The organism is Enterococcus avium (genome assembly GCF_002891025.1).
Classification (GTDB): Bacteria; Bacillota; Bacilli; order Lactobacillales; family Enterococcaceae; genus Enterococcus_A; species Enterococcus_A avium.
On sequence record NZ_NBSL01000003.1, the window covers coordinates 1,353,089 to 1,378,046 of the forward strand.

Annotated in this window: 27 protein-coding genes; 4 read left to right on the top strand and 23 right to left on the bottom strand. The window is 41.3% G+C overall.

What is annotated here, in order from left to right; genetic code table 11:
- Nucleotide 1 precedes the first annotated feature (1 nt).
- The 6 genes from AUF14_RS22145 to AUF14_RS22170 all read right to left on the bottom strand — a co-directional run bounded on the left by AUF14_RS22145 (nt 2) and on the right by AUF14_RS22170 (nt 5,388).
- Entirely contained in the window at nt 2-787 is a 786-nt protein-coding gene (locus AUF14_RS22145) for a ChbG/HpnK family deacetylase (protein WP_070505156.1), read from the bottom strand.
- Entirely contained in the window at nt 756-2,177 is a 1,422-nt protein-coding gene (locus tag AUF14_RS22150; protein ID WP_102866651.1) for a PTS transporter subunit EIIC, read from the bottom strand. The genes AUF14_RS22145 and AUF14_RS22150 overlap by 32 nt, the downstream gene beginning before the upstream one ends.
- A complete protein-coding gene (locus tag AUF14_RS22155) occupies nt 2,170-3,015 on the bottom strand; it encodes a PRD domain-containing protein (protein WP_070505158.1) in 846 nt (281 codons plus the stop codon). Before AUF14_RS22155 ends, AUF14_RS22150 begins: the two co-directional genes overlap by 8 nt.
- A gap of 242 nt (nt 3,016-3,257) precedes the next feature.
- A complete protein-coding gene (locus tag AUF14_RS22160; protein ID WP_070505159.1) occupies nt 3,258-4,031 on the bottom strand; it encodes an HAD hydrolase family protein in 774 nt (257 codons plus the stop codon).
- 135 nt (nt 4,032-4,166) lie between these two features.
- A complete protein-coding gene (ppnP, locus tag AUF14_RS22165) occupies nt 4,167-4,481 on the bottom strand; it encodes a pyrimidine/purine nucleoside phosphorylase (RefSeq protein WP_049221973.1) in 315 nt (104 codons plus the stop codon).
- Between the two features lie 22 nt (nt 4,482-4,503).
- Complete coding sequence (locus AUF14_RS22170; RefSeq protein WP_070505160.1) at nt 4,504-5,388, bottom strand: sulfite exporter TauE/SafE family protein; 885 nt, start codon at nt 5,386-5,388, stop codon at nt 4,504-4,506.
- Between the two features lie 833 nt (nt 5,389-6,221).
- On the opposite strand from AUF14_RS22170, the gene thyA reads away from it, so the two are divergent.
- Together thyA and AUF14_RS22180 are read left to right on the top strand one after the other, a co-directional pair.
- Nucleotides 6,222-7,097, top strand: a complete 876-nt coding sequence (gene thyA / locus AUF14_RS22175; protein WP_083291874.1) for a thymidylate synthase — start codon at nt 6,222-6,224, stop codon at nt 7,095-7,097.
- A 175-nt stretch (nt 7,098-7,272) separates the two neighbouring features.
- Nucleotides 7,273-7,578 carry a YrhK family protein gene (locus tag AUF14_RS22180; RefSeq protein WP_048721853.1) on the top strand — a complete coding sequence of 102 codons (306 nt, stop codon included), beginning with the start codon at nt 7,273-7,275 and terminating at the stop codon, nt 7,576-7,578.
- A 184-nt stretch (nt 7,579-7,762) separates the two neighbouring features.
- On the opposite strand, the gene AUF14_RS22185 is transcribed toward AUF14_RS22180, so the two are convergent.
- Both AUF14_RS22185 and AUF14_RS22190 read right to left on the bottom strand, forming a co-directional pair.
- Entirely contained in the window at nt 7,763-9,196 is a 1,434-nt protein-coding gene (locus AUF14_RS22185) for a MucBP domain-containing protein (RefSeq protein ID WP_070505161.1), read from the bottom strand.
- 13 nt (nt 9,197-9,209) lie between these two features.
- Nucleotides 9,210-9,386, bottom strand: a complete 177-nt coding sequence (locus AUF14_RS22190; protein WP_227656426.1) for a hypothetical protein — start codon at nt 9,384-9,386, stop codon at nt 9,210-9,212.
- Between the two features lie 506 nt (nt 9,387-9,892).
- Between AUF14_RS22190 and AUF14_RS22195 the strand changes: the two genes are divergently transcribed.
- On the top strand, nt 9,893-10,405 hold the full coding sequence (locus AUF14_RS22195; RefSeq protein ID WP_070505163.1) for a hypothetical protein: 513 nt from the start codon (nt 9,893-9,895) through the stop codon (nt 10,403-10,405).
- A 498-nt stretch (nt 10,406-10,903) separates the two neighbouring features.
- Here the strand turns inward: AUF14_RS22195 and AUF14_RS22205 are convergent, their stop codons facing one another.
- The 12 genes from AUF14_RS22205 to AUF14_RS22260 form a co-directional block, all read right to left on the bottom strand.
- Nucleotides 10,904-11,545, bottom strand: coding sequence for a dihydroxyacetone kinase family protein (locus AUF14_RS22205; RefSeq protein WP_070505164.1), 642 nt, complete (start codon nt 11,543-11,545; stop codon nt 10,904-10,906).
- A 15-nt stretch (nt 11,546-11,560) separates the two neighbouring features.
- Entirely contained in the window at nt 11,561-12,571 is a 1,011-nt protein-coding gene (locus AUF14_RS22210) for a dihydroxyacetone kinase subunit DhaK (RefSeq protein ID WP_102866653.1), read from the bottom strand.
- An 89-nt stretch (nt 12,572-12,660) separates the two neighbouring features.
- Entirely contained in the window at nt 12,661-13,221 is a 561-nt protein-coding gene (gene hxlB / locus AUF14_RS22215; RefSeq protein WP_070505166.1) for a 6-phospho-3-hexuloisomerase, read from the bottom strand.
- Nucleotide 13,222: 1 nt separating this feature from the next.
- The gene (hxlA, locus tag AUF14_RS22220; protein WP_048718622.1) at nt 13,223-13,870 is read right to left on the bottom strand and encodes a 3-hexulose-6-phosphate synthase; all 648 of its coding nucleotides are present in this window, start codon (nt 13,868-13,870) and stop codon (nt 13,223-13,225) included.
- 25 nt (nt 13,871-13,895) lie between these two features.
- Nucleotides 13,896-14,891 (bottom strand): dihydroxyacetone kinase subunit DhaK, encoded by a 996-nt coding sequence (locus AUF14_RS22225; protein WP_070505167.1) that lies wholly within the window; start codon nt 14,889-14,891, stop codon nt 13,896-13,898.
- A gap of 24 nt (nt 14,892-14,915) precedes the next feature.
- Complete coding sequence (gene dhaL, locus AUF14_RS22230) at nt 14,916-15,557, bottom strand: dihydroxyacetone kinase subunit DhaL (RefSeq protein ID WP_070505168.1); 642 nt, start codon at nt 15,555-15,557, stop codon at nt 14,916-14,918.
- A complete protein-coding gene (locus tag AUF14_RS22235; protein WP_070505169.1) occupies nt 15,554-16,720 on the bottom strand; it encodes a mannitol-1-phosphate 5-dehydrogenase in 1,167 nt (388 codons plus the stop codon). The genes dhaL and AUF14_RS22235 overlap by 4 nt, the downstream gene beginning before the upstream one ends.
- A 19-nt stretch (nt 16,721-16,739) precedes the next feature.
- The gene (locus tag AUF14_RS22240; RefSeq protein WP_048718617.1) at nt 16,740-17,555 is read right to left on the bottom strand and encodes a PTS system mannose/fructose/sorbose family transporter subunit IID; all 816 of its coding nucleotides are present in this window, start codon (nt 17,553-17,555) and stop codon (nt 16,740-16,742) included.
- Between the two features lie 4 nt (nt 17,556-17,559).
- Nucleotides 17,560-18,300: a PTS mannose/fructose/sorbose/N-acetylgalactosamine transporter subunit IIC gene (locus AUF14_RS22245; protein WP_048718615.1), complete on the bottom strand. Its 741-nt coding sequence runs from the start codon at nt 18,298-18,300 to the stop codon at nt 17,560-17,562.
- A gap of 4 nt (nt 18,301-18,304) precedes the next feature.
- Nucleotides 18,305-18,796, bottom strand: a complete 492-nt coding sequence (locus tag AUF14_RS22250) for a PTS system mannose/fructose/N-acetylgalactosamine-transporter subunit IIB (RefSeq protein WP_048718614.1) — start codon at nt 18,794-18,796, stop codon at nt 18,305-18,307.
- A complete protein-coding gene (locus tag AUF14_RS22255; protein WP_212746852.1) occupies nt 18,793-19,203 on the bottom strand; it encodes a PTS sugar transporter subunit IIA in 411 nt (136 codons plus the stop codon). The genes AUF14_RS22250 and AUF14_RS22255 overlap by 4 nt, the downstream gene beginning before the upstream one ends.
- Nucleotides 19,204-19,216: 13 nt before the next feature.
- Nucleotides 19,217-20,020, bottom strand: coding sequence for an SDR family oxidoreductase (locus AUF14_RS22260; protein WP_070505171.1), 804 nt, complete (start codon nt 20,018-20,020; stop codon nt 19,217-19,219).
- 116 nt (nt 20,021-20,136) lie between these two features.
- On the opposite strand from AUF14_RS22260, the gene AUF14_RS22265 reads away from it, so the two are divergent.
- Nucleotides 20,137-20,952 (top strand): GntR family transcriptional regulator, encoded by an 816-nt coding sequence (locus AUF14_RS22265; RefSeq protein ID WP_221892165.1) that lies wholly within the window; start codon nt 20,137-20,139, stop codon nt 20,950-20,952.
- 158 nt (nt 20,953-21,110) lie between these two features.
- On the opposite strand, the gene AUF14_RS22270 is transcribed toward AUF14_RS22265, so the two are convergent.
- The 3 genes from AUF14_RS22270 to licT all read right to left on the bottom strand — a co-directional run bounded on the left by AUF14_RS22270 (nt 21,111) and on the right by licT (nt 24,952).
- A complete protein-coding gene (locus AUF14_RS22270; protein ID WP_070505173.1) occupies nt 21,111-22,094 on the bottom strand; it encodes an ADP-ribosylglycohydrolase family protein in 984 nt (327 codons plus the stop codon).
- The gene (locus AUF14_RS22275; RefSeq protein WP_070505174.1) at nt 22,095-24,020 is read right to left on the bottom strand and encodes a beta-glucoside-specific PTS transporter subunit IIABC; all 1,926 of its coding nucleotides are present in this window, start codon (nt 24,018-24,020) and stop codon (nt 22,095-22,097) included.
- 101 nt (nt 24,021-24,121) lie between these two features.
- Nucleotides 24,122-24,952 carry a BglG family transcription antiterminator LicT gene (licT, locus tag AUF14_RS22280; RefSeq protein ID WP_070505175.1) on the bottom strand — a complete coding sequence of 277 codons (831 nt, stop codon included), beginning with the start codon at nt 24,950-24,952 and terminating at the stop codon, nt 24,122-24,124.
- Nucleotides 24,953-24,958: the final 6 nt, after the last annotated feature.

Genomic DNA, 24,958 nt, shown 5'->3' on the forward strand with positions numbered 1-24,958 from the left:
ACTACACTTCCTTATACGAAATCAGTTCAATCTTTAATTGCTCCAAACGAGCCTTAACCGCTGGATCAGTGAGAAACGCCACTTCGGCAGTTCGTGGAATCAATAACGAAGAGTTCTTTAGAATATAATCATCTAAATAGCCTGGATGGAAAATCATCATATCCACACCATCATCATGTAAATTGGCAAGCAGCTTATTCAATGTATGATAAGGATCATAATCAGCCTGCATCGATTCCATATATAAATAGACCTTCGTTCCATTCACATCGATAAAGGCATCCTCCGTCAAAGAATTCGGCCCCTGACCTTGAGGCAATCCGGAGTATTTCAATCCTCGCTCCGCCGCAAATTGCTTCATCGCTTTAAAATAATTATCACTGGTTACCGCATGGCCCTCAAAATAATCCGGTTTTCTACCAAATAGCTCTAAAAATCGTTGATATTGCGCTTCAATCTCCAGTCTGACCTGTGAGAGAACAACGAAGTCTTCCTTTGCCTCCCGATAGATTTTTGACGATTTGAAGTTTCCATCAACATCTACTAAAGAAGGAATCTTCTCAGGATCAGTCAAAGGTTTGCCAACACAGATATTGGTGTGTTGGCTAAAGGCGATCGGCTCATTTTTTAACAATTCTACACCATGAAGCGCAGCAGGCATGTTTACCATGACTCCCACACTCTGGATTAAGCCTTCCTTTACCGCTTTTTCAATCCCATAATTGACCGCTTCTGAATAGCCGAGGTCGTCAGCTCTAAACAATACTTTCTTCGAGTACTTCGTCATTTTCTTTTACGTCCTCCTTGATACTTAAAACATAAGTCGCTGCCGCAGATACGACAAAGCCGATCCCGCAGGCAACAAAACCATTGATCATATTGGCATTAGTCCCACCAACAAATGAAATCAAGCAGGCAAAATTCGCCACTGGAATCAAGGTGTAGGCAGTCACTCCCGTCAACCCAGCATAAAGACCGCCGGCAAGTCCACCTGCCATCAGTCCAATGAATGGTTTTCTGTAACGCACACCTAAACCGTAAACACCCGGCTCAGTCACACCGCCGACTAAGCAAGCAGCTAGAAAACTAAAGGCCAACGCCTTTTCATTTTTATTGCGTAAGCACAAGAAGGAGCCTAGACACATTCCCGCCACACACATGCTGGAAATGATCGCCGCAGGTGTTACCAATGAATCCTGTCCGTTTTGGGCAAAGAGTGTAATCATCGTTGAGATCATCAGCAAATGCATCCCAGTCATTACCAAAAATTGCCACAATGCCGCAATCACTGCTACAGCCAAGAATCCGCCAATCGCATCTAGTGACAACAAGAATTTACTAATATGTTCCCCCGCAACAAATCCTGCAGGTCCTAAGACAATCAACGTAATTGGCAGCATGACCACCATCGTCAACGTTGGCGTAAAGATTGTTCCTAAAGTAGACGGGATCACCTTCTTAAAGAATTTTTCTACATACGACATGATCCAAATCGAAAGAATCATTGGAAGCACCGTGCTCGCATAATTCTGAGTAGCGACTGGGATTCCGAGAATATCAAAAGCCGCTCCATCTGCCGCGATTTGCGTAAACGTCGGATGAAGCAAAACGCCCCCTAAAAACATCCCTAAAACCGGCGTAACGCCAAATTTTTTCGCAGCAGTATACCCCAAGAAAACCGGGAAGAAATAAAATCCCGCATCGCCGACAAATGTCAATAACGTAGCTAAAGAGCTGCCCTCATGAATCCAGTTCAGCATGGACGGACCGAAAACGGCCATGACCATTTTGAACATTGAGGCCGCAATCAGCACAGGAATTAACGGTGTTAGACTTCCTGCCAAATAATCCAAAACCTTATTCCCTAACCCCTTTAAAGTAAAAGGCTCTTTTTCTTCCTTCGTTTCTACTTCTTCCTGCTCCTGCGCTTTACCAGTCAGCTCCAGCAAATTATTGTAGACCTTATTGACAGTTTGACCAATGATGATCTGATATTGTCCGCCAGATTGGACAACGCCTAAGACACCAGTCGTTGACTTTAAGCTCTCTTCATTTACTTTGCTTTGATCCTTCAGGTTAAAACGCAGACGTGTCATGCAGTGGGTCATGTTTGAAATGTTTTCTTCGCCGCCAACATTTTCTAAAATAGTTTGTGCTAATTCATTATATTTAGTCATCGTTTTTTCTCCTTACATTTTTTTCGTATAATCGGTTCATATGAATCATTAAATAGACCAGTTCATCTTCATTTGATTCAATGCCATAAAATTGTGCAATCAATGTGCCAACCTTTTGTGCCAGCTGATAGATTTCCGGGTGCTGCTCCTTGATTGAATCCAGCATCTCCATTCCAGGTCCAATCAGCTCTTCACCGCTGCGCATCCGCTTCAAGTAATAAAACATGTGCATGCAAAAACGATTGTAGTTAAACTCATCACGATCGATCACAATGTGCAGATCCTGCTCAATTAAATTAGTCGTCTGCTGAATAATTTCTTCAATCAATACTTCTTCCTGGGAAATTTTATACTCCGATTGACTATTGACAAAGTGCATGGTGATACTCGTCAATTCCCCTTTCGGCAAGACGATATGTGTCTGCTCCTGAATCATTTTGACGGCCTTTTCCGCCAAATGACTCTCCTTTGGGTACATCTGCGCAATCTCGTAGGAATAATTCATGCGAACATTTTTATAGGTTGTCAGACGCTGAATAGAAAACTGGATGTGATCCGCCAAACTAAATACCAACGTCGGATTCAACTGCCCATTCAATTCCTCTTGTGCCATGCTGACAATCTCCGCACTCAAATTCAAAATCTCCTCAGGTATTTCCTTCAATAATCCTTCAAAATACTCGCTTAACTTGTAAAATGTCATGGTAATCTTGTTCAAATCCGTTAACTCATAAGGCGTTTTAGGAAATCCTAATCCTTTGCCAAAAGCAATCAGATGGTTGCCATTGCCATCAATCGCTTCAGCGACATTATTATTAATTTTCTTAATAATTTTCATTAAATTTTCCGCCTTTCCAATAAAAAAAAACTCTTTGAGCGCACACTACACCCTCCTTATTTCAAAGAGAATGGTAATGCCTCAAAGAGTAACAATCCATTTTTATTTAATTTTCACTACAAATATAGTTGATTAGTAAAACGTTGTCAACATATCAAATCATTTTTCTTCATTCAAAATTTTTATGTGTTCTTTAAAAAATTGGCTAAAGCAATAAAATAAACATTGGATTTTACTAACGATCAAATCCAGCCAAACTTACGACAAGCATTATAAATCCCATCATCAACATTGCGATCAGTCACATAATCCGCCTGTGCCTTCAATTCATCCACTGCATTTCCCATCGCAATACTCGTCCAACGCTTGTCAAACATTACCAGATCATTCACGTCATCACCAAAGACCACCACATCCTGCGCCGGTCTGTCAAAATACTCCAAAACATCGAGAATGCCCTGCTTCTTGTTATCATGCTGACACATCGTATACTCAGGCACAAAGCGCAGCTTCGAAAAATTCTTTGGCTCTGGGATCAAGTGATCCTGCTCTTTCGGTAATGCCAAATAAAACTTGAAGATATTCTCTGCTTCATCCACATTGAATGTCGGATCGATAAAATATTCCGTCGGCTCCTGTCTAGGTCCCACCTGCTGCCGAAAAAGATCATTTTTCCCATAAACCTTCTCCGAATCATCCGTCGCGATCAATACACCGACACCTTGTTCCTCTGCCTGATGAATCACTGCCAACGCTTCTTTTTTATCCAACGGCGTATTTTTCACCAATTTATTTTTAATCACCACACCCATGCCGCCTGAGCATACCATATTTTCCAGGCCCAACTCCTCCAGTAAGTCACGACACTTATAATGCGCACGTCCCGTAGCAATCGAAACAAAATGCCCCTGCTCCTCTAAAAGCTCCAGCGCCCGCTTCGCACTAGGCACCACCTGTCCTGTACTACGATCCGTCAAAGTCCCATCAATATCAAAGAAAAACAACTTCTTTTCCATTCCTTCACCCGCTCCTTCAGCTTCATCACATTCATTGTAGCATATCCGAAAAAGCAAAAATCAGCTGTTCAATGTTCACAATCAAAAAAGGCACCAGAAAACTTTTACAGTCTTCCAATACCTTTTGTAATTTATTTAATCCTCAGAAACATAGAAACACGTATAATCCGCATATTTCTCGACTTTTACTTGAAAAGCACTATTTGCAGGAACGATGAATTCTTCATTTTCACTAACTGTTTTCCAAGATTCCTCATTAGGCAATAAAACAGTCATCGATCCTTGCGTTACCTTCATGATTTCTTTTTTCTGGGTATTGAACGTATAGTCTCCTGCTAACATAAAGCCCAACGTAACATTTTCGCCGTCCTCCAAATGAATCGTACGACTGGTGACCTTCCCATCAAAATAAATATTTGCTTTAGATTCTACATTAACCTTCTCGAACATACATACTCTCCTTTTTTAAAATCTATACATTTCGCGCAACTTTTGTCTTGTAGCTTTTTTGCAGATACGTAAGACCGGTAAAGATAATGACCACAATCACGATCCACGTAAGAACAGTAATATCTAGCCCTGTCACAAATTTCGCAGCGATAATGACTCCAATAATTCCTCCAATAGTAATCCCCAAGCTAAGCTTTCTAGCATATTCATTTGTTTTAATGAAATTAATACTAGCAACCGGCATCAATGCAGCACAAGAAGCCGACATGATAGGAAAAGCTACTAGCGGACTCAGTCCTAACATGTAAACCATAGCCATACAAGGCGCATATAGCCCAACACCCATAGTCATCAACGCTCCTAAAGCAAAGTTTCCGACGATCCCGATAATCAACTTAACTCCTGTTAATCCAGTAGCTACATTTCCCTCTCCAAGAATATTGATCATCCCTGTTTGCTTTAACGTCATCAAAATCGCGGTTACAATCAACGCCAATCCCATAACAAATTGTACTCTTTGCTCAGGAAGTCCTGTGACATATTTCGAACCAATCCAAGAGCCAACGGTAGCTGAAGCAACCAATAAAAACAAGGTTAACGGCTCAACCTTTACCACCGTAATGAAAATAAGCGCTTCCAGCAAACATGATAATGCATGGCTGACGTTTAAGGTTCCAGGCAATTTTCGATCGTCATCTAGCTGCCTAGTAACCTTCACCAAAAGTGTCGTTGGGGCAAAAGCACCGATACCTAACGTATCAAAGAAATCAGTAATAAACCCAATACCTATGGAAATAGGCATGCTCTCATCACCCAAATCTTTCCGATGCTTGAAGATGTCTCTGCCGAAGACACTTACATGTAGACCAATGAACCCGATCAATACAACCGATAATACTGTTTTCATACTTTAACTCCTTCTAGAAAATTATTAAAAAAGAGCAGTCATCCCATACGTTTAGTCTGCTTTACGCATTCTATAGGTATGTACGTTTATTTCATACTGCACAATTTTTTACCTTTTTACTAACTCCCTAACCCTCTTGAATGCCGCAGCCTCTCAATAAACAATTTCATTTAAATGAAATTGAATAAAATAGAACATCCAGATTCATTTACAGCTGCTCATTTATTATTGTCCGAAAAAAACACTATCATTATTAGCATTTTCCTGATATATAAAATGTGATATTTTTAACTTTAACCGATGTAAAAAAGAAATCAGCTACTACAAAGCGCCTAAATAAATCTAAAATAGACTCGTGACAAACAGAGAAAACTGTTGTAAATATGTAATAAATTCACTATAAGCTAGTTTCATCTACTCAAAACATTTATTAGCACACAGCGTTTCACTATTGTTATTAATTTCACATTAGCAAAAAAATAAAAAGAAACTATCTCTACTCGATTGAGTCCTTCCAGTTATCCTTGCTGCGACTTTTCATTTGCAATTATAGTCATAAAAAAATAATTTATCAAGACTTTTTTCACTAATATGAATTATTTTACTGTTTTATCCGCGCTATTTTCATTTTTATGATCATGCTCTTTTTCGAGTAACCTTGCAGATAGACCAATTTATAAAGTTATCTTTTAAATGAAAAAGTCGCACACTCGTCATTTGAAACGGCTATTCTACTTTCTTCTAGGATAAAACAAATACTGAAAAAAATTTAATCCACGAATTCCCGCAAATATGTTAAACTCAGACAAAAGCAAAAAAAGAGGAGAATTCTTGTGACTGAATATACTGGCTTCGACAAAATTTATCGCAACATCGTCATGGATATTATTGAAAACGGCACAGATCAAGATCCTGCCTTGGTTCGGGCAAAATATGCTGATGGCAGCCCTGCTCCTACTCGTTTTATTCAAGGCGTCAACTTTAAGATCACCCCCGCAGACGGTATCCCGATCTTAAAATCAAAACGCGTCTTCCAAAAAACGCCCTTGATCGAATTGGAATGGATCTGGCAAGAATTATCCAACGACGTAACCTGGCTGCAAGACCACAACTGTAAAGTCTGGAATGAGTGGGTTGACGACAACAATACCATCGGCAAAGCATACGGCTATCAATTAGCCAAAAAATGCCGCAAGCTGCCAGACCGTGAAGAAAAGCTTAATCAGGTCGAATACGTGTTGCATCAATTAGAAAACAATCCTGGCTCACGTCGTATTATGACTAGCCTGTGGGATGTCGATGACCTAGACGAAATGACTCTAGAACCATGTGTCTGGGCAACCAATTGGAAGGTCAATAATGGTGTTCTTGATCTGCATGTTAAACAGCGCTCCGCTGACATGGCATTAGGCCAACCCTTCAACACCTACCAATACGCGGTCCTGCATCGCCTAATTGCCGACCAGCTCGGCTTTGAGTTTGGTACGATGCACTGGTGTATCGATGACGCTCACGTTTACGATCGTCATATCGATGCTTTAAAAGAACAGCTGTCTCAACCAATCCCGGACAGCGAACCAACGCTTGTCTTACCAGATAAATTCGATGAGAATGGCCACAAACGTTCATTCTTTGAACGCCGCTTATCTGATGTGAAGCTGGAAGGTTATGAGCATAACGGCGTGATTAAATATGAGATAGCGGAATAATTAATAGAAAATAGAGTCGCAAAAGATCAAAAATCATTTGCGACTCTATTTTTATACCCATCGTTAATCTATTACATCCATTATTTAGCTATCTTACAAGCAACATCTTTCAGATTTTTACCAACTGATAGTACAATGAACCTTTATACAAAAACAGAAAGGTTTGATTACCCTCATGCCCAAAATTGAACGTAAAGCCCATGAAGTAGAAAACGCCATCGAAGAAGATATTGAGATACAGGGAAAAAGATTTCGTGTGTATTTTCAAAACAGATATACGATTCTCTCTCTGGCAGTCGACTTATTAACCGGCTTCTTTTACATCCTCGGCAGTGTCGCAGCCCTAACCTCGATCCCTGATCGAATCGGCATGTACTTTTACCTCGCAGGTTCGATCTTCCTAACCATCCGTCCGATTTTACGAATTATCAAAAATATTTTTATCTACGATGATCTGAAAGCAGAAAAAAAGAAATCGTAACATCACCCTATTTTGCAGAAACGGAAAATTATGTTCCTAAGTAAAAGCTAAAGAACAGTTTCTATGATGAACAGATCGCAAAAATGACGGTATCCCCTTATTTAATTGCTAAAAAGCGGAAGAAAGTCTGTTGCAAAATAAAAAAATGGCTACAGCGAAATTACTAAGCCGCTGTAGCCTATTTCTAGTTTGGATAGTACATATTATAAACAATCGTTTGATTTTCCTCGGTATAGGTCAAAGGTGCCTCTTCGTTGAATGAAATTCTAAAACCTTGCATTTCTGCTACTTGTTCCACTCCCTTTGAATCAAGGTAGACAATGCCTAATTGAAGATATCCAGAAACTTCCAGATTTAATCCACTTGGACCTACCACTTTGGTTCCCACTTCTCCTTCAAGTTCAAGCTTTCCATTATCTGGTATACGGTAATTCGTGTCATATAAGACGAATCCTTCCGCCTTCACGCTGGTCCATTTAGGTACCCCATCTTCATATATGTCGACATAGAAGTCTTTACCAATGTTTGAGGTTACTTTACTGAAATCAATGATTACACGCCCTAACTGTTTTTCTTTTTCATACACATAAGTGACTTTTTGTGGCTGATCAGTAAATGTGCCGGTTGCGTTTTCTGGAACTTCTTTTAAAATGTAGCCGGTAATCGTCTTTGCTTCTGATGTATATTGCTCACCAACATTTCCTGTTAATATCACCTCTGGAACGATTGCGACGCCCTCTTCGTCAACATAATGTACAATGACATTCGCTCTTTTGACGGGTTCCTTCGTGTACACATAGGTGACTTCTTGTTGCTGATCAGTAAATGTGCCGGTTGCGTTTCCTCGAATTTCTTTTAAACTATAGCCATTAATCGTCTTTGCTTCTGATGTATATTTTTCACCAATATTTCCTGTTAACGTCTCATCTTGAGCGATTGTGTTGCCATTTTCATCCACAAAATGTACCAATACTGTGCATTCTTTTTTCTCAGGAACTACTGGCGACTCGTGATTGTTGGACGAATGGATATAGCCGAGATAATCGTAGTCTGAAACGGAAGTATCGGGTTTAAATGCACTGCCCTTAGCTAGTGTTTCTGTTTTCGCTGCGGGTAATTCAGGTGTTGCTGCTGCCGCAATGCTTGTAAACCCAGTTCCTCCAATAAGCGCTAATACTAGTAGCGCTTTTTTAGCTTGACGGCGTTTCCAAACCAATAGGAGAATACCCGTAGCTAGAAAGATTATTCCACAATAGACAATGGTTTTATTTTGCTTCTGCTCCCCTGTTTTCGGCAGTGTTTTGTAGGTACTTTGCAGAACCTGATGTGTATTTGTTTGCTGCAAAGTTGCTCCAGTAGTTTTATTCGCTTGATTTACCGGCTGTGCAGTTTTTTTCTGATAAATTAAGCGGAAGTTCTCCTCGTCTTGTGTAATTGTCGCTTCTGGCTGTTTAGTAACCAGATTTTTTTGTTCTGTCGGCGACAAGGTATCATATAAAGCGTACTCTGTCGTAACCGTTGCCGTTGATGCTTCCGCAAAACTTTCTGCTACTCCAAATTGAAACACCCCAACAATCATTGAAAGTACAGCCAAACAGCGAATATAATGCTTTCTCATTCCATTTTCTCCTTCACTTATGTTTTTTAATTCCAGAAGCTGCTTCCGCAGTCTGATAGTGATCTTTTACTTGTTTCTTTTCTTGCTTCCTATTTTTCCTGCGAAAAGCAAGCCAGCGAGTATAATAAAGTACCCACAACCCTAACGCTACTACGACAATAGCCAACCCAATGATTTCTAAAAATTTCAAAGTGACCACTCCTATCTGTAGCATGCACTGACTGGTAGTTGAAACGATTGTCATTTCCCTTTCACCTTAGATAGAGCCTGTTTCATACGAACTCGAGATTCTTGCAATAGTACAAATTATTCAATCTGGCGGCTCCGATAATTTGTTTACACACAAATAAAGAAATGGTAGACAAATAAAGAGCCTATTCATTCCAATAAGTAATCCTTTTGTTTTCTAAAGAAAGACTAAGGTTTTAGTGAATCAATTGTGTGAAAAAAAATAAATTCGCTTACCTTAAGAACACAAGTTTTCATAAGATTCTCAAATTATACCAAATTTAATTCAAAAATACATCATTTTTTTGTTATAAATAATTACTTATTAAAAAAAGCACTTATCTAGCAACAAACACTACTATTCGCAAGTTATTAATTAGTTATTTTCAGGAGTCGTTTCATTCTTCATGCTATACTTAACTCATCGAAAAAAAGGAAAACGCCTACTACTTACTGGAGGATTGATGAATGAAAACCAAGAAGCAAAAAGAGCTGATTGATTCTTTTTTACGCACACTAGACGCTGAAGACAAATCAGTATACCGTGATATTATCGTTTACCTATCCGAACTCGGTTATAACCCCAAAAAGGAACGCTCGCATATCTCATTCAAGCATAGCCGGCACAATAAACAGATTGCCAAAATAGGCATCCGAAACAAAAAAGAGCTCTCTCACTTTTTTGCGCTGCGATTTTCCGCCTGCAACGACTACTCACAAAAATTTGCCGAAGTTGTTCGTACCAACATTGAAAAATATCCCAGCAAAACCCCTGGCTGCATCGTCAACTCCTGCGACTATTGCGCCGGTGAACCCGACACACATATCTACAGCTATACCTACCCAGACGGAGAGAAAAAAGCCCATTGCGGAGCCAGCGCACTGGAAATTCCGAATATTTGCGCTGACGATTCCAACGAGATCAAACAGCTTATTAAAGAAGAACATGAGTATTTGTTGAAGTATGAGGCGAAGCGATAAATGAAATAAACAAGAGTCGTAAACGATTTATTTCGTTTGCGGCTCTTGTTTCTGATGGTCAAAAATTTGAAGTTTCGTGCAAATTTTGACGAAAAACTCGAAAATATGAAGTTTGCTTCAAATTTATCCACGTTCTATCATTTTCTCTTGATTGGCTACCAAAAAAGCTATTTTGGGAATATTAAAAGCAAATCACAGACTTCTTACCTAGTCCTTCATATTCCTCAATTATTAATGCTGAGTAACTCAGATAGCTTTTCAGCACTCAAACTTTCTTTTAATAAGAAGTAGATAATCCTCGCCTTCTAGAACAATTCATTTATGAGGTTTTAGATATAAAACATTTACTATATACAATTGCGCCTTTTCAAGTAAAAGAATTTTTTAAATCAAAAAGTTTTAGTAGCAAAACTGATCAATATAAAAAAGCGTAAGAGTTCTGCAAGGAAATCATACGCTAATTTTCAAGATAAATTTCTTAAATTGAATGAAATTTGGCTACTTCTCCTTAGAAAATTTCTCTACACTCTTATCCAGAGCGCTCATCATCAATATAGCAACAGCTGCTCCGGGATCTTTCAATTGCCTTGACGCTTCTCCGCGAGCTGCTGCCCTTCCATGAACGGCAAGCATTGTTGCAGTATTGTCGTACCCTTCAATTGCTCCAATCAAGCCGGCTTTAATAGCTTGTTGAGTATTAGTATCCTTTTCAAATGCTTCCTCCATATTATCAATGGCTGGTAAAAGACCATCAATAAAAGTTTTCTCTCCAGGTTTTGCTTTCCCCCGATTAATCACTCCCTCCACATAAGCTCGAAGCAAATCAACACTTTCTCTATCATCCATGGCATCCTTGCCTTTAAATGCTTTTCCGGCCTGCATAAAGCCGGAGGCCATCAGGGTGCCCATCGTAGAAGGTACAGCAGAAGACATCGCTTTTCCAGCAATGAAAAGTAATTTTCCTAAATCTTTTTCTTTTGATGATCTAATAGCTTCATAAGCTGCTTTAAAGCCCTCGCTCATCGTTAACCCAAGGTCTCCATCGCCTACTTTACTGTCAAGTTCGATCAGATACTCTTTCTTTTCCGTCATGATAATTGTTAATTCGTTCAGGTAATCAATAATAAATACTCGATCCATTTCGTTCACCCACTTTCAGACTTGTTTAAAGAATGGTGTGTTTACCGGCATATCGATATAGTTTTTTAATTCATCATCCAATTTCAGTAATGAAATAGAAAAACCAGCCATTTCTAAAGATGTTGCATATTCGCCCACATAATATTTATAAACAACTACACCGGACTCTTTTAGTTTTTCGCTTATTCTGCGAACGACAATGTATTGTTCATCTAACGGAGTCGCACCTAGTCCATTGACTAAAACCGCTACCACGTCCCCTTGAACATAAGGGATATCTGTTAAGATTTTATCCAACAGTTCATCAACAATTTTATCGGCGGGTTCCAACGAACCACGACGAAATCCTGTTTCTCCGTGAATTCCCATACCAATTTCCATTTCATTTTCTCCAATCGTAAAGCCGGCTTTTCCGACACGCGGAACAATACATGGAGTGAGAGCAACTCCCATTGTGCGAACATTAGCTGCTGCCTTCTCAGCCACGCGTTTCACTTCATTAAGACTTAACATCGCCTCCGCCGCTGCTCCAGCACATTTGTAAACAAAGAAAATTCCCGCGACACCTCGACGTTTATTTTTTTCGTCTGGAGAAGCCGATTTTTCTGTTGCGACATCATCTCCAGCCACCACACTCTTCACTTCGATCGCATCCTCAAAGTCCGCCATTTCTGCTGCCATGTCGAAGTTGAAAATATCCCCATTATAGTTACCATAAATGTATAAAACGCCCGATCCCGAATCGATTTCTTTAGTAACGTTATACATTTGCTCTGGACTAGGGGATTGGAAAACATCTCCAATCGTGCAGCCATCCAACATTCCTTCGCCAACATAACCTAAAAATAAGGGCAGATGTCCCGAACCTCCTCCCGTTGCAAGGCCGACCTTTCCTGCTTTTTTGACTTTGGACACGTAACAATGCAGATCATCACCAGTATATGTGACCATATCCGCATGCGCAGCATAGATTCCTTCCAGCATTTCTGTAACATAGTTCTCAGGAGCATTAATGATTTTTTTCATAGTCTTTTGCTGTCTCCTTCCTAAGATATTTATTGATAAAGCGAAAAACAGTGACCGAGCTTTTTAAACCGATCACTGTATTAAGATATTTACTCCATATTTGCGTGACGGTAATCCATATCTGCCTGTTCCTGTTTCGTTGCTTTTTTCAAATCAACGATCATGCTGTCATAGACCAACCATGATAATTGTTCAAAAGAAGAACCATTTGGTTGAACAGATGGCGCTTTTTCTACTGCTTCTTCGCGAGAGGAAATTCCTGGAATTCGAATATAGGCATCCGCCATCGAACCGATCGTATTTTCAGGGTGGATCGTAACCGTCGACAACAACGCACCTTCACTTTTTGCCTTTTTCGCCATTGTGACCAAACTTTCCGTTTTCCCAGATCCAGAACCGATGATTAACAGATCACCTTTCCTAATAGAAGGCGTCGTTGGTTCCCCCACAAAATTTGAATCAAAGCCTAAATGCATCAGGCGGTTCGAAAAAGCCCGAGCAGCAAAGCCGGAACGGCCAGCACCAACAATAAACACCCGCTTCGCCTGTAGGATCAGCTCTTCGATTTTCGCTAATTGATCATTGTCGACTTGTTTTGCATCCTGAGCCAGCTCTTCAATGATCGCTAGCAAGTTTTTACATTCAACCATTTTATTTTCCTGCCTTCATATGTTCATTGATCGCTTCTTTAATTAAGCGTGCTTCCTCGACTGGATTTTCTGCTCGTGTGATTCCCGTTCCGACAATAATAATATCTGGATCTAATTCCACATATTTCTGGATTGTTTTACTATTGATTCCACCTGCGACGGCGATTTTTGCCTTTTTTGCGTGTTTGGTCATCACCTTCAGATCATCTAAAGGTGTACGTCCTAATACCTGCACATCTGCGCCGGTATGAACAGCCAAAACATGAGCTCCAATCTCTTCTAATTCCTCAATTCGTTTCGGCATATCCTCTACGCAGATCATGTCTACAACGGTTTGCTTCTTGAAATCATCTGCTGCCTTAATACAGCCTTTGATTGTTACTAAATCACTAACACCTAATGCCGTAACATATTCTGCTCCTGCTTCAAATCCCAACTGAGACTCATAATAACCGCCATCCATGATTTTTTCGTCCGATAAAATTTCTTTTTCAGGAAACTTTTCTTTGAAGCGGCGTACTGCCTCCATACCCGAATCAATGACAAAAGGAGTTCCAATCTCAATAATGTCTACATAATCAGCTACCTGCTCCGCAAAATCTAATGCATCCTCTAACTTGTGTTCGTCCAATGCTAACTGTAATTTCATTTCTTACGCTCCTCAACTGTATTCTTTAGTAATTTTTCATTCCCACAGGATTCCCTGTCACATCCAGCAAATCCTTAATTTCTTCATCTAAGTCAACCAACGTCAATGAAGCCCCAGACATATCCAACGATGTTACAAAGTTTCCAACATAGACCTTATGAATGTTATGGCCTTCTTCCTTCAATATTTCCAAGACTTTTCCTATCAGGATATACTGCTCCATCAACATCGTACTGCCTAATCCAGACAACATGACGGAAAACTCCCGCTCATCTTCAAAAGCGAAATCTTCTAATAGTGTCCCCACCATTTCTTCTGCGATGGCATCTGCATTTTTCAGTTCTTCTTTACGAATTCCTGTTTCTCCATGATGACCAATCCCAAACTCCATCATTCCTGCTTCAATTTCAAAATTAGGTTTACCGACAGCAGGAATCACACACGGCTCCAGACCGACACAGATACTGCGGGTACGATAAACAACCTTTTGAGCAACAGCGATTACTTCATCTAAACTAGCACCAGATGCTGCTTTTGCACCACCGACCTTCCACATGAAGTAACCACCGGCGATACCATGACGTTTTTCCTTCGTTTCTTTTGGCGAAGATGCGACATCATCTGTGGCAACTACGTACTTGACTTCAATATCATCATCTTCTGCCATTTGAATTGCCATTTTTACATTCATGTTGTCTCCAGCATAATTACCGAATAAACAGGCGACACCTGCCCCCGTATCTGCTTCAAGCATTGCATCATAGAAAGCTTGAGCTGGTGGAGAAGCAAATACCTCGCCAATCGCTACCGCATCCAGCAGCCCTTCCCCCATGTAGCCTAGAAAAGCTGGCTCATGACCACTGCCTCCGCCTGTAATCACCCCGACTTTTCCATTCCGCTTTTCCTTTTTCATAACAACATGATCATTGGCCTTGGCTAGTTCAACCTCAGGATTAGCCAAAACAAACCCCTTCAACATGTCCTCAACAACATAATCCGGATCGTTCACAAAACGCTGCACAAAATCTCCTCCTTTTCTTCTCCTTTATAGTAGCTCTTTGATTCCATCTGCTAATGCTTTTAATATCAAATAGCATGAGGTCGCTCCAGCGTCCTGATGACCAATAGAGCGGTTCCCGATCCGACTTGCTCGACCAACTTTGGCGGACATCTGCTTCGTTGATTCCAGTCCAACCTCTGCATCCTTAAGCATTTCCTCCAAGCAATCCGCAAAGCTATTTTCTACCAATTGTGATTTATATGTCTCTACTGCTGGTATCAGCACATCCATCAAGGTTTTATCCCCGATCTTCGCCTCTGTTAGCATAGCGATATTTTGATAGGCCTTCTCTAGCATCACACCGAAGACCTCTTTTGTGATTTCTGTTTCTTTTCTCGAGGCCACACTTAATCCGCGAAAAAAACTTCCATATAAAGGCCCCATCGATCCGCCGATTTTATTGACTAACACTCCGCTAACGATTTTGAACCCTTCACTCATGTTGAATTGAGCCTGACCCTCGATTTCCTTTTCTGCCATGGTGAAGCCCTTATTCATATTGATGCCGTGATCTCCATCACCGCCAACACTATCGACTTCGCTCAGATACTCCCGATTCGATTTGATTGTCTCGATGACCTTTTCGACTACAGACACTCCAGCTTCATTCGTAAACGATTCTTTCATCGAAGTTCTCCTTTTTGCTTTTGTAGCTGTTTATATTTTTGTACGACTTTTTGATGCATTGATCCTTCTGGCATCAGTTCAGTGTAGCGAGTAATCGCAGCAGAAATTCCATTTTCCTCAACGTAGACTAACAACTCTCTCGACTGCTGATCGTCAGGATTGTCAAAAAGGAATACCGCCGCAATACCTTCCAGCAGACGATCATTTGTCAATTGATTTTTTTCACATTGATTGGCAGGTCCGACTAGTCGTTCATTCGGCTCCAGCTTGCGAATCGGCGAGCGGCAGACACGAGCAACCGTGTCGACTACGCCTGGTGTTTGAAAGCGTCGAATCGCAAAATCAATATAGCTTTCCAAATCCTCTTTCGCGAAGCCGTATTTTTTTATTAATAAGCTGGCAGATTCACCCATTACTTCTCGAGTAGCCTCTACTAGTTGTTCATCAGCAAAGATATCTGACATTACCTTATAACGTTTGATCGCCCCAACATATCCAGACCAAGCATGGCCGCAATTGATGATATAAAGCTTACGCTCAATGTATTTCACCAAGTTATCCGTATATTCTGCACCCTTAATCGGTAAGCTCGTTGGATCGACCAATTTATTGCGTTCAATTGCTAACTCAAAGTCCACACCAATGTTGATCACCTTTTCTCCATTTCGCTCATCCTCCAGTACCATTCGATCCACAGCGGTATTCGGAAAGGTCGCGACCTGCTCTAGCTGTTCCTCGGTCAACTGTCCCAACTTCAGGATCTCTTTTTTCAAGATTTCACTGTTGAACATAGCATTCTCACAAGCCAAAACATTGATTCTTTTCTTTGATAGTAAGAAGCGTTGATATAAGCCTTCAGAAATCGTCGGTGCTACTTTTGACAGGTTGTCTGCCCATACAGCGGTCGTAAGAATATCTGCCGAGACGATCTCTTGAATCACTTGTTCTGTCTCTTTAATCGGGGATAAAGCTTTTACTCGGTCGATCGTTTTTTCTTGATAATGCTCTTCGATTACATATAGATGATACGAATGAGTCTGATTAATCTGATGATTCAGCTGTTCGTTGACATCTACCAACGTAATCTCATAGCCAGAATCATGAAGCAAATCAGCGATGAATCCTCTGCCAATGCTACCTGCACCAAAATGTATTGCCTTCATTGTCGCTTACCTCTCTTTATTAAAGTATGCCAGTGATTGCTCCAATTAATGAAATCGCCAAAATAATCAGCATGATCGCAACCATATTTTGATTTTTTTTATTCAACCACCAATAGATGCCTAATACAGCAAGAAGCGGAAGTAGCCCAGGGACAATACTATCAATGATATTTTGCACAACGAAGGGTTCGTTGCCTTTTCCGAACGTAAATTTCAACGGCGAGCTTAACGCAACATAGTTTGAGGAAAGTGCGCCCATCATAAAGAGTCCTAGAGTACTAGCACCATTAATTAATTCCTTGATTCGTCCTGAACTCAAAATTTCACGAATCGATGCACGTCCCATCTTATAACCGTAAACAGACAGTTTTGTACCGATTGCGATTTGAATAATTGGAAGCAGAAGAAGAACAAACGCGCCAATGGCATTCCCGCTGGCTGACAAGCTGGCTCCTAATGCAAAAATAATCGGTTTTAATGTCGCCCAATCGATCGAATCGCCTACCCCAGCTAACGGACCCATCAATCCAGTCTTCAAACCAGTGATCGCATCATCTTCGATCGGCTCGCCATTCGCCTTTTGTTCCTCCAGTGCAATAACGATTCCATTGATGGGTGATCCAAATACAGCCTCTGTATTATAAAAAACTAAATGACGCTGTAAAGCCGCCTTCATATCCTCCTTATCTGGATAGATTTTTTTGAAGATTGGAATCAATGAATAGCAAAAGCTAAGAGCTTGAAGTCGTTCATAGGAAATTCCAACTTCACAAAACATGTAATAGCGAAGCCAAGCATTTCTAACATCTTTTTCAGAGATTAATTTTTCTTCCATTTTTTTACCCCTCCACACTTGCTTTTTGATACATATTAATTAGTAAAATTGCGCATAAACCGAAGATCGCCGCACCCAACACGGGAATACCGCTGAATTGAATTAAGAAATAGCCAATGAAGAACCATGGCAGCAGTTCTTTTTTTCCTATAACGAACATTGTTAACGCAAATCCTAATGCTGGTAATAATCCGCCAGCTACAGAGAAGCCATGTGTTAACCATTCAGGAACGCTTTCCATAAAGCTGTTCACAGCATCCGCACCATAGTAATTAGCTAAAAATGGAATCGGAAAGCGAAGAATCAAGTTCAAAATCGTCGGATAAACATTATTACACAGCATAATTTGTCTAGTGTTTCCTTCTTCGGCATAACGGTCAGCCATGTGAACGAACGTTACATTCAATGTCTTTCTCAGCTGATCAATAAAGACACCCATCACACCCACAGGTACAGCGATCGCAATCGCCAGCTCCGTCGATAAGCCAGAATGAAGAGCGATTGGAATAGCAATTAAGCCAGCCAAGCAATCATCCGCTGGTAAATTCGATCCAGCTGCCACCAGTCCAATATAGAGAATTTGGACCGCAGCACCGATGATGATTGCCTGCCTCAAATCGCCCATAATGATCCCAATAAAAAGTGCAGAAAACAAAGGCTGCCGTATTGCGTGTGTGATACCATACCCAACGTCAGTTTTCATGATCCAATAATAAATACCTGTAAAAATACTAACCCCTAACATACTCTCAACCCACTTTCTTACTTGCTTTTTCTAAGCTTAATTTTGGTTCCTCCGGTGTAACCTGGAACGTTACCTCAGCACCTTGTTCTTGGACAAAAGTTAAATTGGCAATGTCTGTCTTATCAACAGAGATTCCTTTAACAACGGATGTTCTGCCATTACCGCTGCCTAGTCCGCCAACCTGTACCTGCTTAAATGCCACTCCCTTCTCAACTACCTCACGGACATCCTCTATATTTTTAAACAATACAAGAATTTTTCCGGAATCAAATTTCCCATCCTTCACTCCTTGAACGAACTGATCCTTTGAGATCACATCCACCTGCATCCCTGGTGGAGCTGCTATCACATAGATGTCCGCCATAAATTCATCGGCCGCTAATTCATCATTGACAACGACTATCGATTTCACATCGGTCAGCTTGCTCCATTTCGTAATAACCTGACCGTGAATCAATCGAAAATCAATCCGTACTAATCGAATTCCCTCCATCATCTCTCTGCCTTCCTTTCTTTCATGATTTTTTTTACATCCTTGATTCCTTCCCTCGCACTCTTCATAAGATTCTCTTCTAATCCGTCATAACTTCCCTGCATTCTTGCCATCTCCGCCTCAATCAGCATTGGCAGATTCACACCGGATAAGACAATCACGTTGTCTTCTAAAGAAAACCGTGCTGCAACATTACAAGGAGTTCCTCCAAACAAATCAGCAAGAAGAATATACTGATCGAAATCAGACTGTAAAAGCGTTTCCAATTCTGACATTAATTCCATTGGTTCTTTTTCAGCCTCTAACGAAATCGAAAAGACATCCTTCAACTCGCCTAAAATAAGTTCTCCCGAAGCAATCAGCTCCTTCCCAAAGCTGCCGTGTGTCATTAATACAATCGCTGTTCTCATCTTCATTTCCCTTCTATCCTCGTGATTTTCCTCCAGTGACATTAATGATCGTACCTGTAATGTACGATGAATGATCCGATTGTAGGTAGCTGACAAGATCAGCCACTTCTTGAAGCCTTCCGATTCTACCTAAAGGAATGATCTTTGTGTAATCGCCTTTGATCTCGCCTGATTGAATCCCACGCGTATAAGCCAGCTTTTCCATGTGCTTTTGATTCCCCATAGGAGTCGGTTCATTGATGCCTGGTGCTACTCCGATCACTCGAATATTAAATTGCCCCAGTTCCTTGGCCCAAGAAAGTGTGAAAGAATTCACCGCTCCTTTAGTAGCAGAATACCCGCTTTGTCCCTTAGAGCCCTCCATTCCAGCCTCAGAAGAAATATTGACAATCACACCGCTTTTTTGTCTTACCATTTCACGCGCCGCTGCTTGAGAAATTAAAAAGAGCCCTTTTTGATTAACCTGATACATGATATCTAATTCCTCTTCGCTCATTTCACGTCTAGAATCCTGATGATAATAATCCACCAAAAGATTCGGACGATTGGCCCCGGCATTATTGACCAACCCATCGATACGTCCAAATTTTTCTACTGCCATCTCAATACATTTCTCCGCATCAGTCTTTTTCGTAATATCACAGGGCACAAATAGAACGCTATCATTTAAGGTCTGTTCCTCATTCTCCACAAGATCAGCGATGACTACTTTTGCTCCGTTATCTAATAAATTACGAACAATATTCTCACCGATCCCCATACTACCTCCAGTAACTACAATTACCTTTTGCGACAAATCAAGCCAGTTTCCACTCATAATTTTCCTCCTCACTACTTGTAGAGACTTCATTACGTCACTACATCGTTATACTGTGTATTATAGAGAAAAAGTTTCATTTGTCAGCGCTTTCTTTTAGATTACTTTAAATAATTTTGCCTTTAACAGTAAATTTTGATATTATCTTAAGTGGTAATGACGTCATGATTAATGTAGTAATACGAAGAAAGGATAACGATATGGAAGCAATAGATAAAAATAGTCCTCTTCCCTTATATTTTCAGGTAAAAGAGGACATTGAAAAGAAAATTAAAGAGGAAGTCTATATAGAAGGAGAGGCACTGCCTTCAGAAATCGCTCTAATAGATCAATATAATGTGAGTCGTACTACTATTCGGCAAGCTGTAGAGCAGCTAGTGAATGATGGACTCCTTGAAAGAAGGCGTGGTAAAGGAACATTTGTAAAAAAAAGAGAGGTATTTTCTTGGGATGTTTCAGAATTACGTAGCTTCAATGATGTCGCTCAAAAGAAACAATTTTCTACAAGTACGGAGGTATTATCGATTGAAATCGTAGAGAGTGACGAGATTGTTCGCCGCATTTTTAAAGATAAATATACTCATTTTTATCATTTAGAACGATTACGTTTTGTCGAAAACCAACCCTCAGAAATAGTTACTACCTATGTTCCTACTTCTATCGCATCAAATTTAGATAAGTTTGACTTTTCAAAGATTTCTTTATTTGATATTTTGCGTGAAACCTATCATATTGATATTTCTTATGCTGAAAAAAAATTTACAGCAATCAATTGTTCCAGTGAAGATGCTAAGGTTTTGAACATAAGAAAAAATGACGCGCTACAGCTAGTAGAAACCGTCACCTTCGACAGTTCGGATAATCCGATCGAATATTCCATCGCTCGTGATAAGGGATTAATTTCTACATTTAAGGTTACGTTTAAAAAGTAGGACGCTTTAATCTTAGAAGATGTGTTTATTGAGTAGGTTATTTAAAATACACAAAAAGAGCGACCGAAGTTCTCCTCGTGGAATTTCGGTCGCTATCTTATTTAGGAATTCAACATGCAACTCCAACTGGATTGAACAGAACAAATACGAAATTATCCCTACTTCACAAACGGAGCAACTTCCTCAGTCAACTCCTCAAAATCCAACTGATTAACTTCTTCAATCTGCTGAATCATTTCCTTTGGTAACTGGGGATTCATCCCGCCGCAGATCGCAGCACTGATGGCACCGATCGTGTCAGTATCCCATCCCAGAGAGGCGCTTAGTTGGGCGGCTTTTAATGGATCACCTTTGGCTAATTCGACAATCACAAACGCACTTGGAATGGTTTCAATAGTCTCCATGCCGGTCCCGATTTCTTCGTATAGTCGTTTTAGGATGACGGCTTCATCGGCTTCCTGTCGCAGGATTTTGCGCGCCTGATTCATGCGGAAGGTCAGTGAAGCGGCTGGGAAATCGTGGCCGTATTCTTTGGCAGCATTAATCGCGTTAAAGGCCACTGACCAGATTTCTTCGATTGATTGTCCACCGCGGACTGTGTAGCTGATCGCGGCTGCTACCGCACTTGCGCCGGCAATGGCGATTTTGGTGTTATGGGTTGGCAGGCAGATTTCCGCGACATTTTTTACTAATGTTGGCAAGTCACGGTAATCGCTGATCAATCCAATCGGAGCAATTTTCATGGACGCTCCATTGGTTGTTCCTGTGACACCCGTCTCTTCGATCGGCACGCCTTGAGCGATTTTATCCAAAGCTTTCAACGTTGATGGACCGGAAACAAAGGCGGAAACACCTGAATTGTCGTTCCATTCCCGCAGCTCCGCAACATAGTCCGCCACCCGAATCTGCCCGTAGTTTTTCTTGATCATGGATAGGATCATCAATACGTTTAGCGTATCATCGGTAATTGCTCCTGCCGCTAATTTGCGTCCAAACACATCGTTTTCGTTGGATGCGATTAATTCGGTTACGCCATCGGGAAAATTCTGTCGGATTTTTTCCTGTGACCAGCATTCTGTCGGCATCCCCATCGCATCGCCTAGTGCACCGGCGGCGAGTACGCCCCAAATCTTTTCTCTCACTTAATTTACCTCCGCTAAATTGATTGCTTCTGCTTGATTGTTGAAAGGAATGACAGTCATGACCTTGTCGTTGAGCTTCACATGCCCTTCCTGCTGACTAAGCACATCTAGAAATTGATCAGAATTCGTAACCGTCACAAAGGACTCAATCGAATAGCCCGCTTCAGCAACCTTTTCCAAATCTACTTCTAAAATTTTCTCGCCTTGAACAACAGATTGTCCTTTTTCTACTAATGGATGAAAGCCTTGACCTTCTAATTCCACCGTATCAATCCCGATATGGATCAATACTTCAATTCCTGTGTCGCTAACTATTCCAATGGCGTGTCCGCTTGGAAAAACAGTCTCTACCGTACCAGTGACCGGTGAAACCACCTCACCCTCTTCTGGGACAATCACAAAACCGCTTCCTAATGCTTTTGATGCAAAGCTTGGATCAGCTGCCTGTTCGATGGGTTTGATTTCTCCTGTTAAAGGTGAAAACAATACTTCAGATTTCACGAGACTTTTTTCTTCTGGATCGACGACATCCTCTTCTTTTTTAAAGGTCATATAGGTTAACACAAATGGCACTACCGCGGTCGCGATCGACGCAATAACTGCGATGATAACGCCATTCATACTGCCGCTTTTCGGATCAATAAAGGCCGCAAATCCTAGAATCCCAAAGGACATCGCGTACATTTTTGTCGAGGTCAAAGCCAAGATCAACGAACCAACTGCACCGCCAAGCATTGAAAAGGCAAAACGTTTCTTGACAGGTAAACTAAAGCCGTAGATCGCCGGTTCAATGATACAGAACAAACCCGATACCATCGCTGGAATCGCCAAGGCCTTTTGATCCTTCGAGCGCGTCCGTAAAAAGACAGCTAACACAACAGCAGTTTGCGCAAAATTGGCGGTAAAGGACATTGGGAAAATGTAATCTACGCCCGATTGTGCCAAATTCGTAATCCCGATCGCTGAAATCGGCCAATGCAACCCAAAAATAACCAATGGTTGATAAAGCAACGCTACCACTAACGAAGTCACAACAGGTGAAATGCCATATAACCCTGATACGCCGGCACTGATCAATGAACTAAGAACATTCGTCACCGGACCAACCACCAAGATCGCTAAAGGAACCGTGATCAAGATTGTTAAGAACGAATTCACGTTGTGAGCAATCACTGCCGGCACAACCTTTTTCAGCCATTTTTCGACCTTTGAACCAACATAGACAATAAAGATAATGGGAATAACCGTGTATTGATAACCATTCGCCGGAAACAGAATCGGAATCCCAAAGAAGGTGTTAAAGACCGGCGTTTGGAACAGCGTCCCCTTGAACAACGTATACAGCGCATCGCCGCTCGTCAACCCTGTCATCAGCTCTGGAATCAGCAGGGTTGCTCCAAGCATCATCCCCACAAACGGATTCATCTTGAAGGCCTTCGCACTCGTGTAGCCTAGTGTGACAGGTAAAAAGTAAAAGACCGCCTGCCCCATCGCGTGCAAAATAATATACGCACCATCGTCGACCGACAAAACATTCGTCGCCGTCAATAAAGCCAAGATCCCCTGAAGCAAACCTGAAGCGGTTAAAATTCCTAAGACTGGCGTGATCACTTTGGTAATCGTGTCGACTAACGTACTGACTAACCCTTTTTTCTCTTCTTCCGCCGCAACTGTTTTTCCATTCAGCTGTTCCTGAACCACTTGAAAAATATCCGCCACATTTGTCCCGACAACTACCTGAAAACGTCCACTGGCAAATTGCGCACTCATCACATCCGGCGATTTCACCACTTCCTCACGCTGGACCAACGAATCATCCTTCAAGGTAAAACGCAGCCGCGTCATACAATGCGTGACGCTTAACACATTCTCCTTTCCTCCGACCTTTTCCAAAATAAATGATACCAAGCTTTGATACTTATCCATGTTGCTTCCCCCTTTTTTGGCATATAAAAAAGGCAACACTCAAACAAGAGACTCTTCATCCCTTGCTTGGGTGTTGCCTGCATAATCAGTTACAATCCCGTTTATTTAATTAGCCGCTGGACATGGAGAATCAAGTACATCTCCTCCTCCGGATAAATCCGACAAGCCAGCTTCTCTTGTAGATAATGCTTAATGATCCCGACACTCTCCGTCGCCTTCGGATAAAACTGAACCACCTGTTCATACATCTCCGGCACTGCTTCCTGTCTCGGTTCATTTATTATGACACGTTGAATAAAGAATTTCAAGTGGGTAACGAAACGAACATAATTCAGCGATTCCGTATCCAGCTCAATTCCTAAACCATCCTCAACGATCAAGACTACCTTCTGCAGCATCTCTGTTGTCAATAACGTCTGAGCCGTATCATTGTTCAAGCCGCCATTAATAAAGTGAAGCGCGATAAATCCCGCCTCATCCTCATTCAGCTCGATCCCCTCATAATAGCTGATCTGCTCCAGCGCCTTCATGCCCGCCGCAAATTCCTTCGGATAAAACTTCTTGATCTCCAATAACAACGCATTTTGAATCGTCTCCCCATTCCGAAAACGATTCACCGCATAATTGATGTGATCCGCCAACCCAATATAGGTATTCCCATCAAAGGTCCGCTCCAGCTCCGCTTCCGCAGCCTTGACGATCACCGTTACCATCTCCAGCCGATTGATCGGAACCTCTTCGATCAATTGCACAAACCGATCCGCCACATTCGGAGAATCCACCACGAACGTCTTTTCGATCTTATCCTTCTCAACCGTCTCGCCACCCCGTTTCCGAAAGGCGATCCCCCTGCCGATCAAGATCCGCTCCAGACCCTTCGTATCAATCACCAAGACCACATTGTTGTTAAAAATCTTCTTAATTCTCAGCAAGCTCTC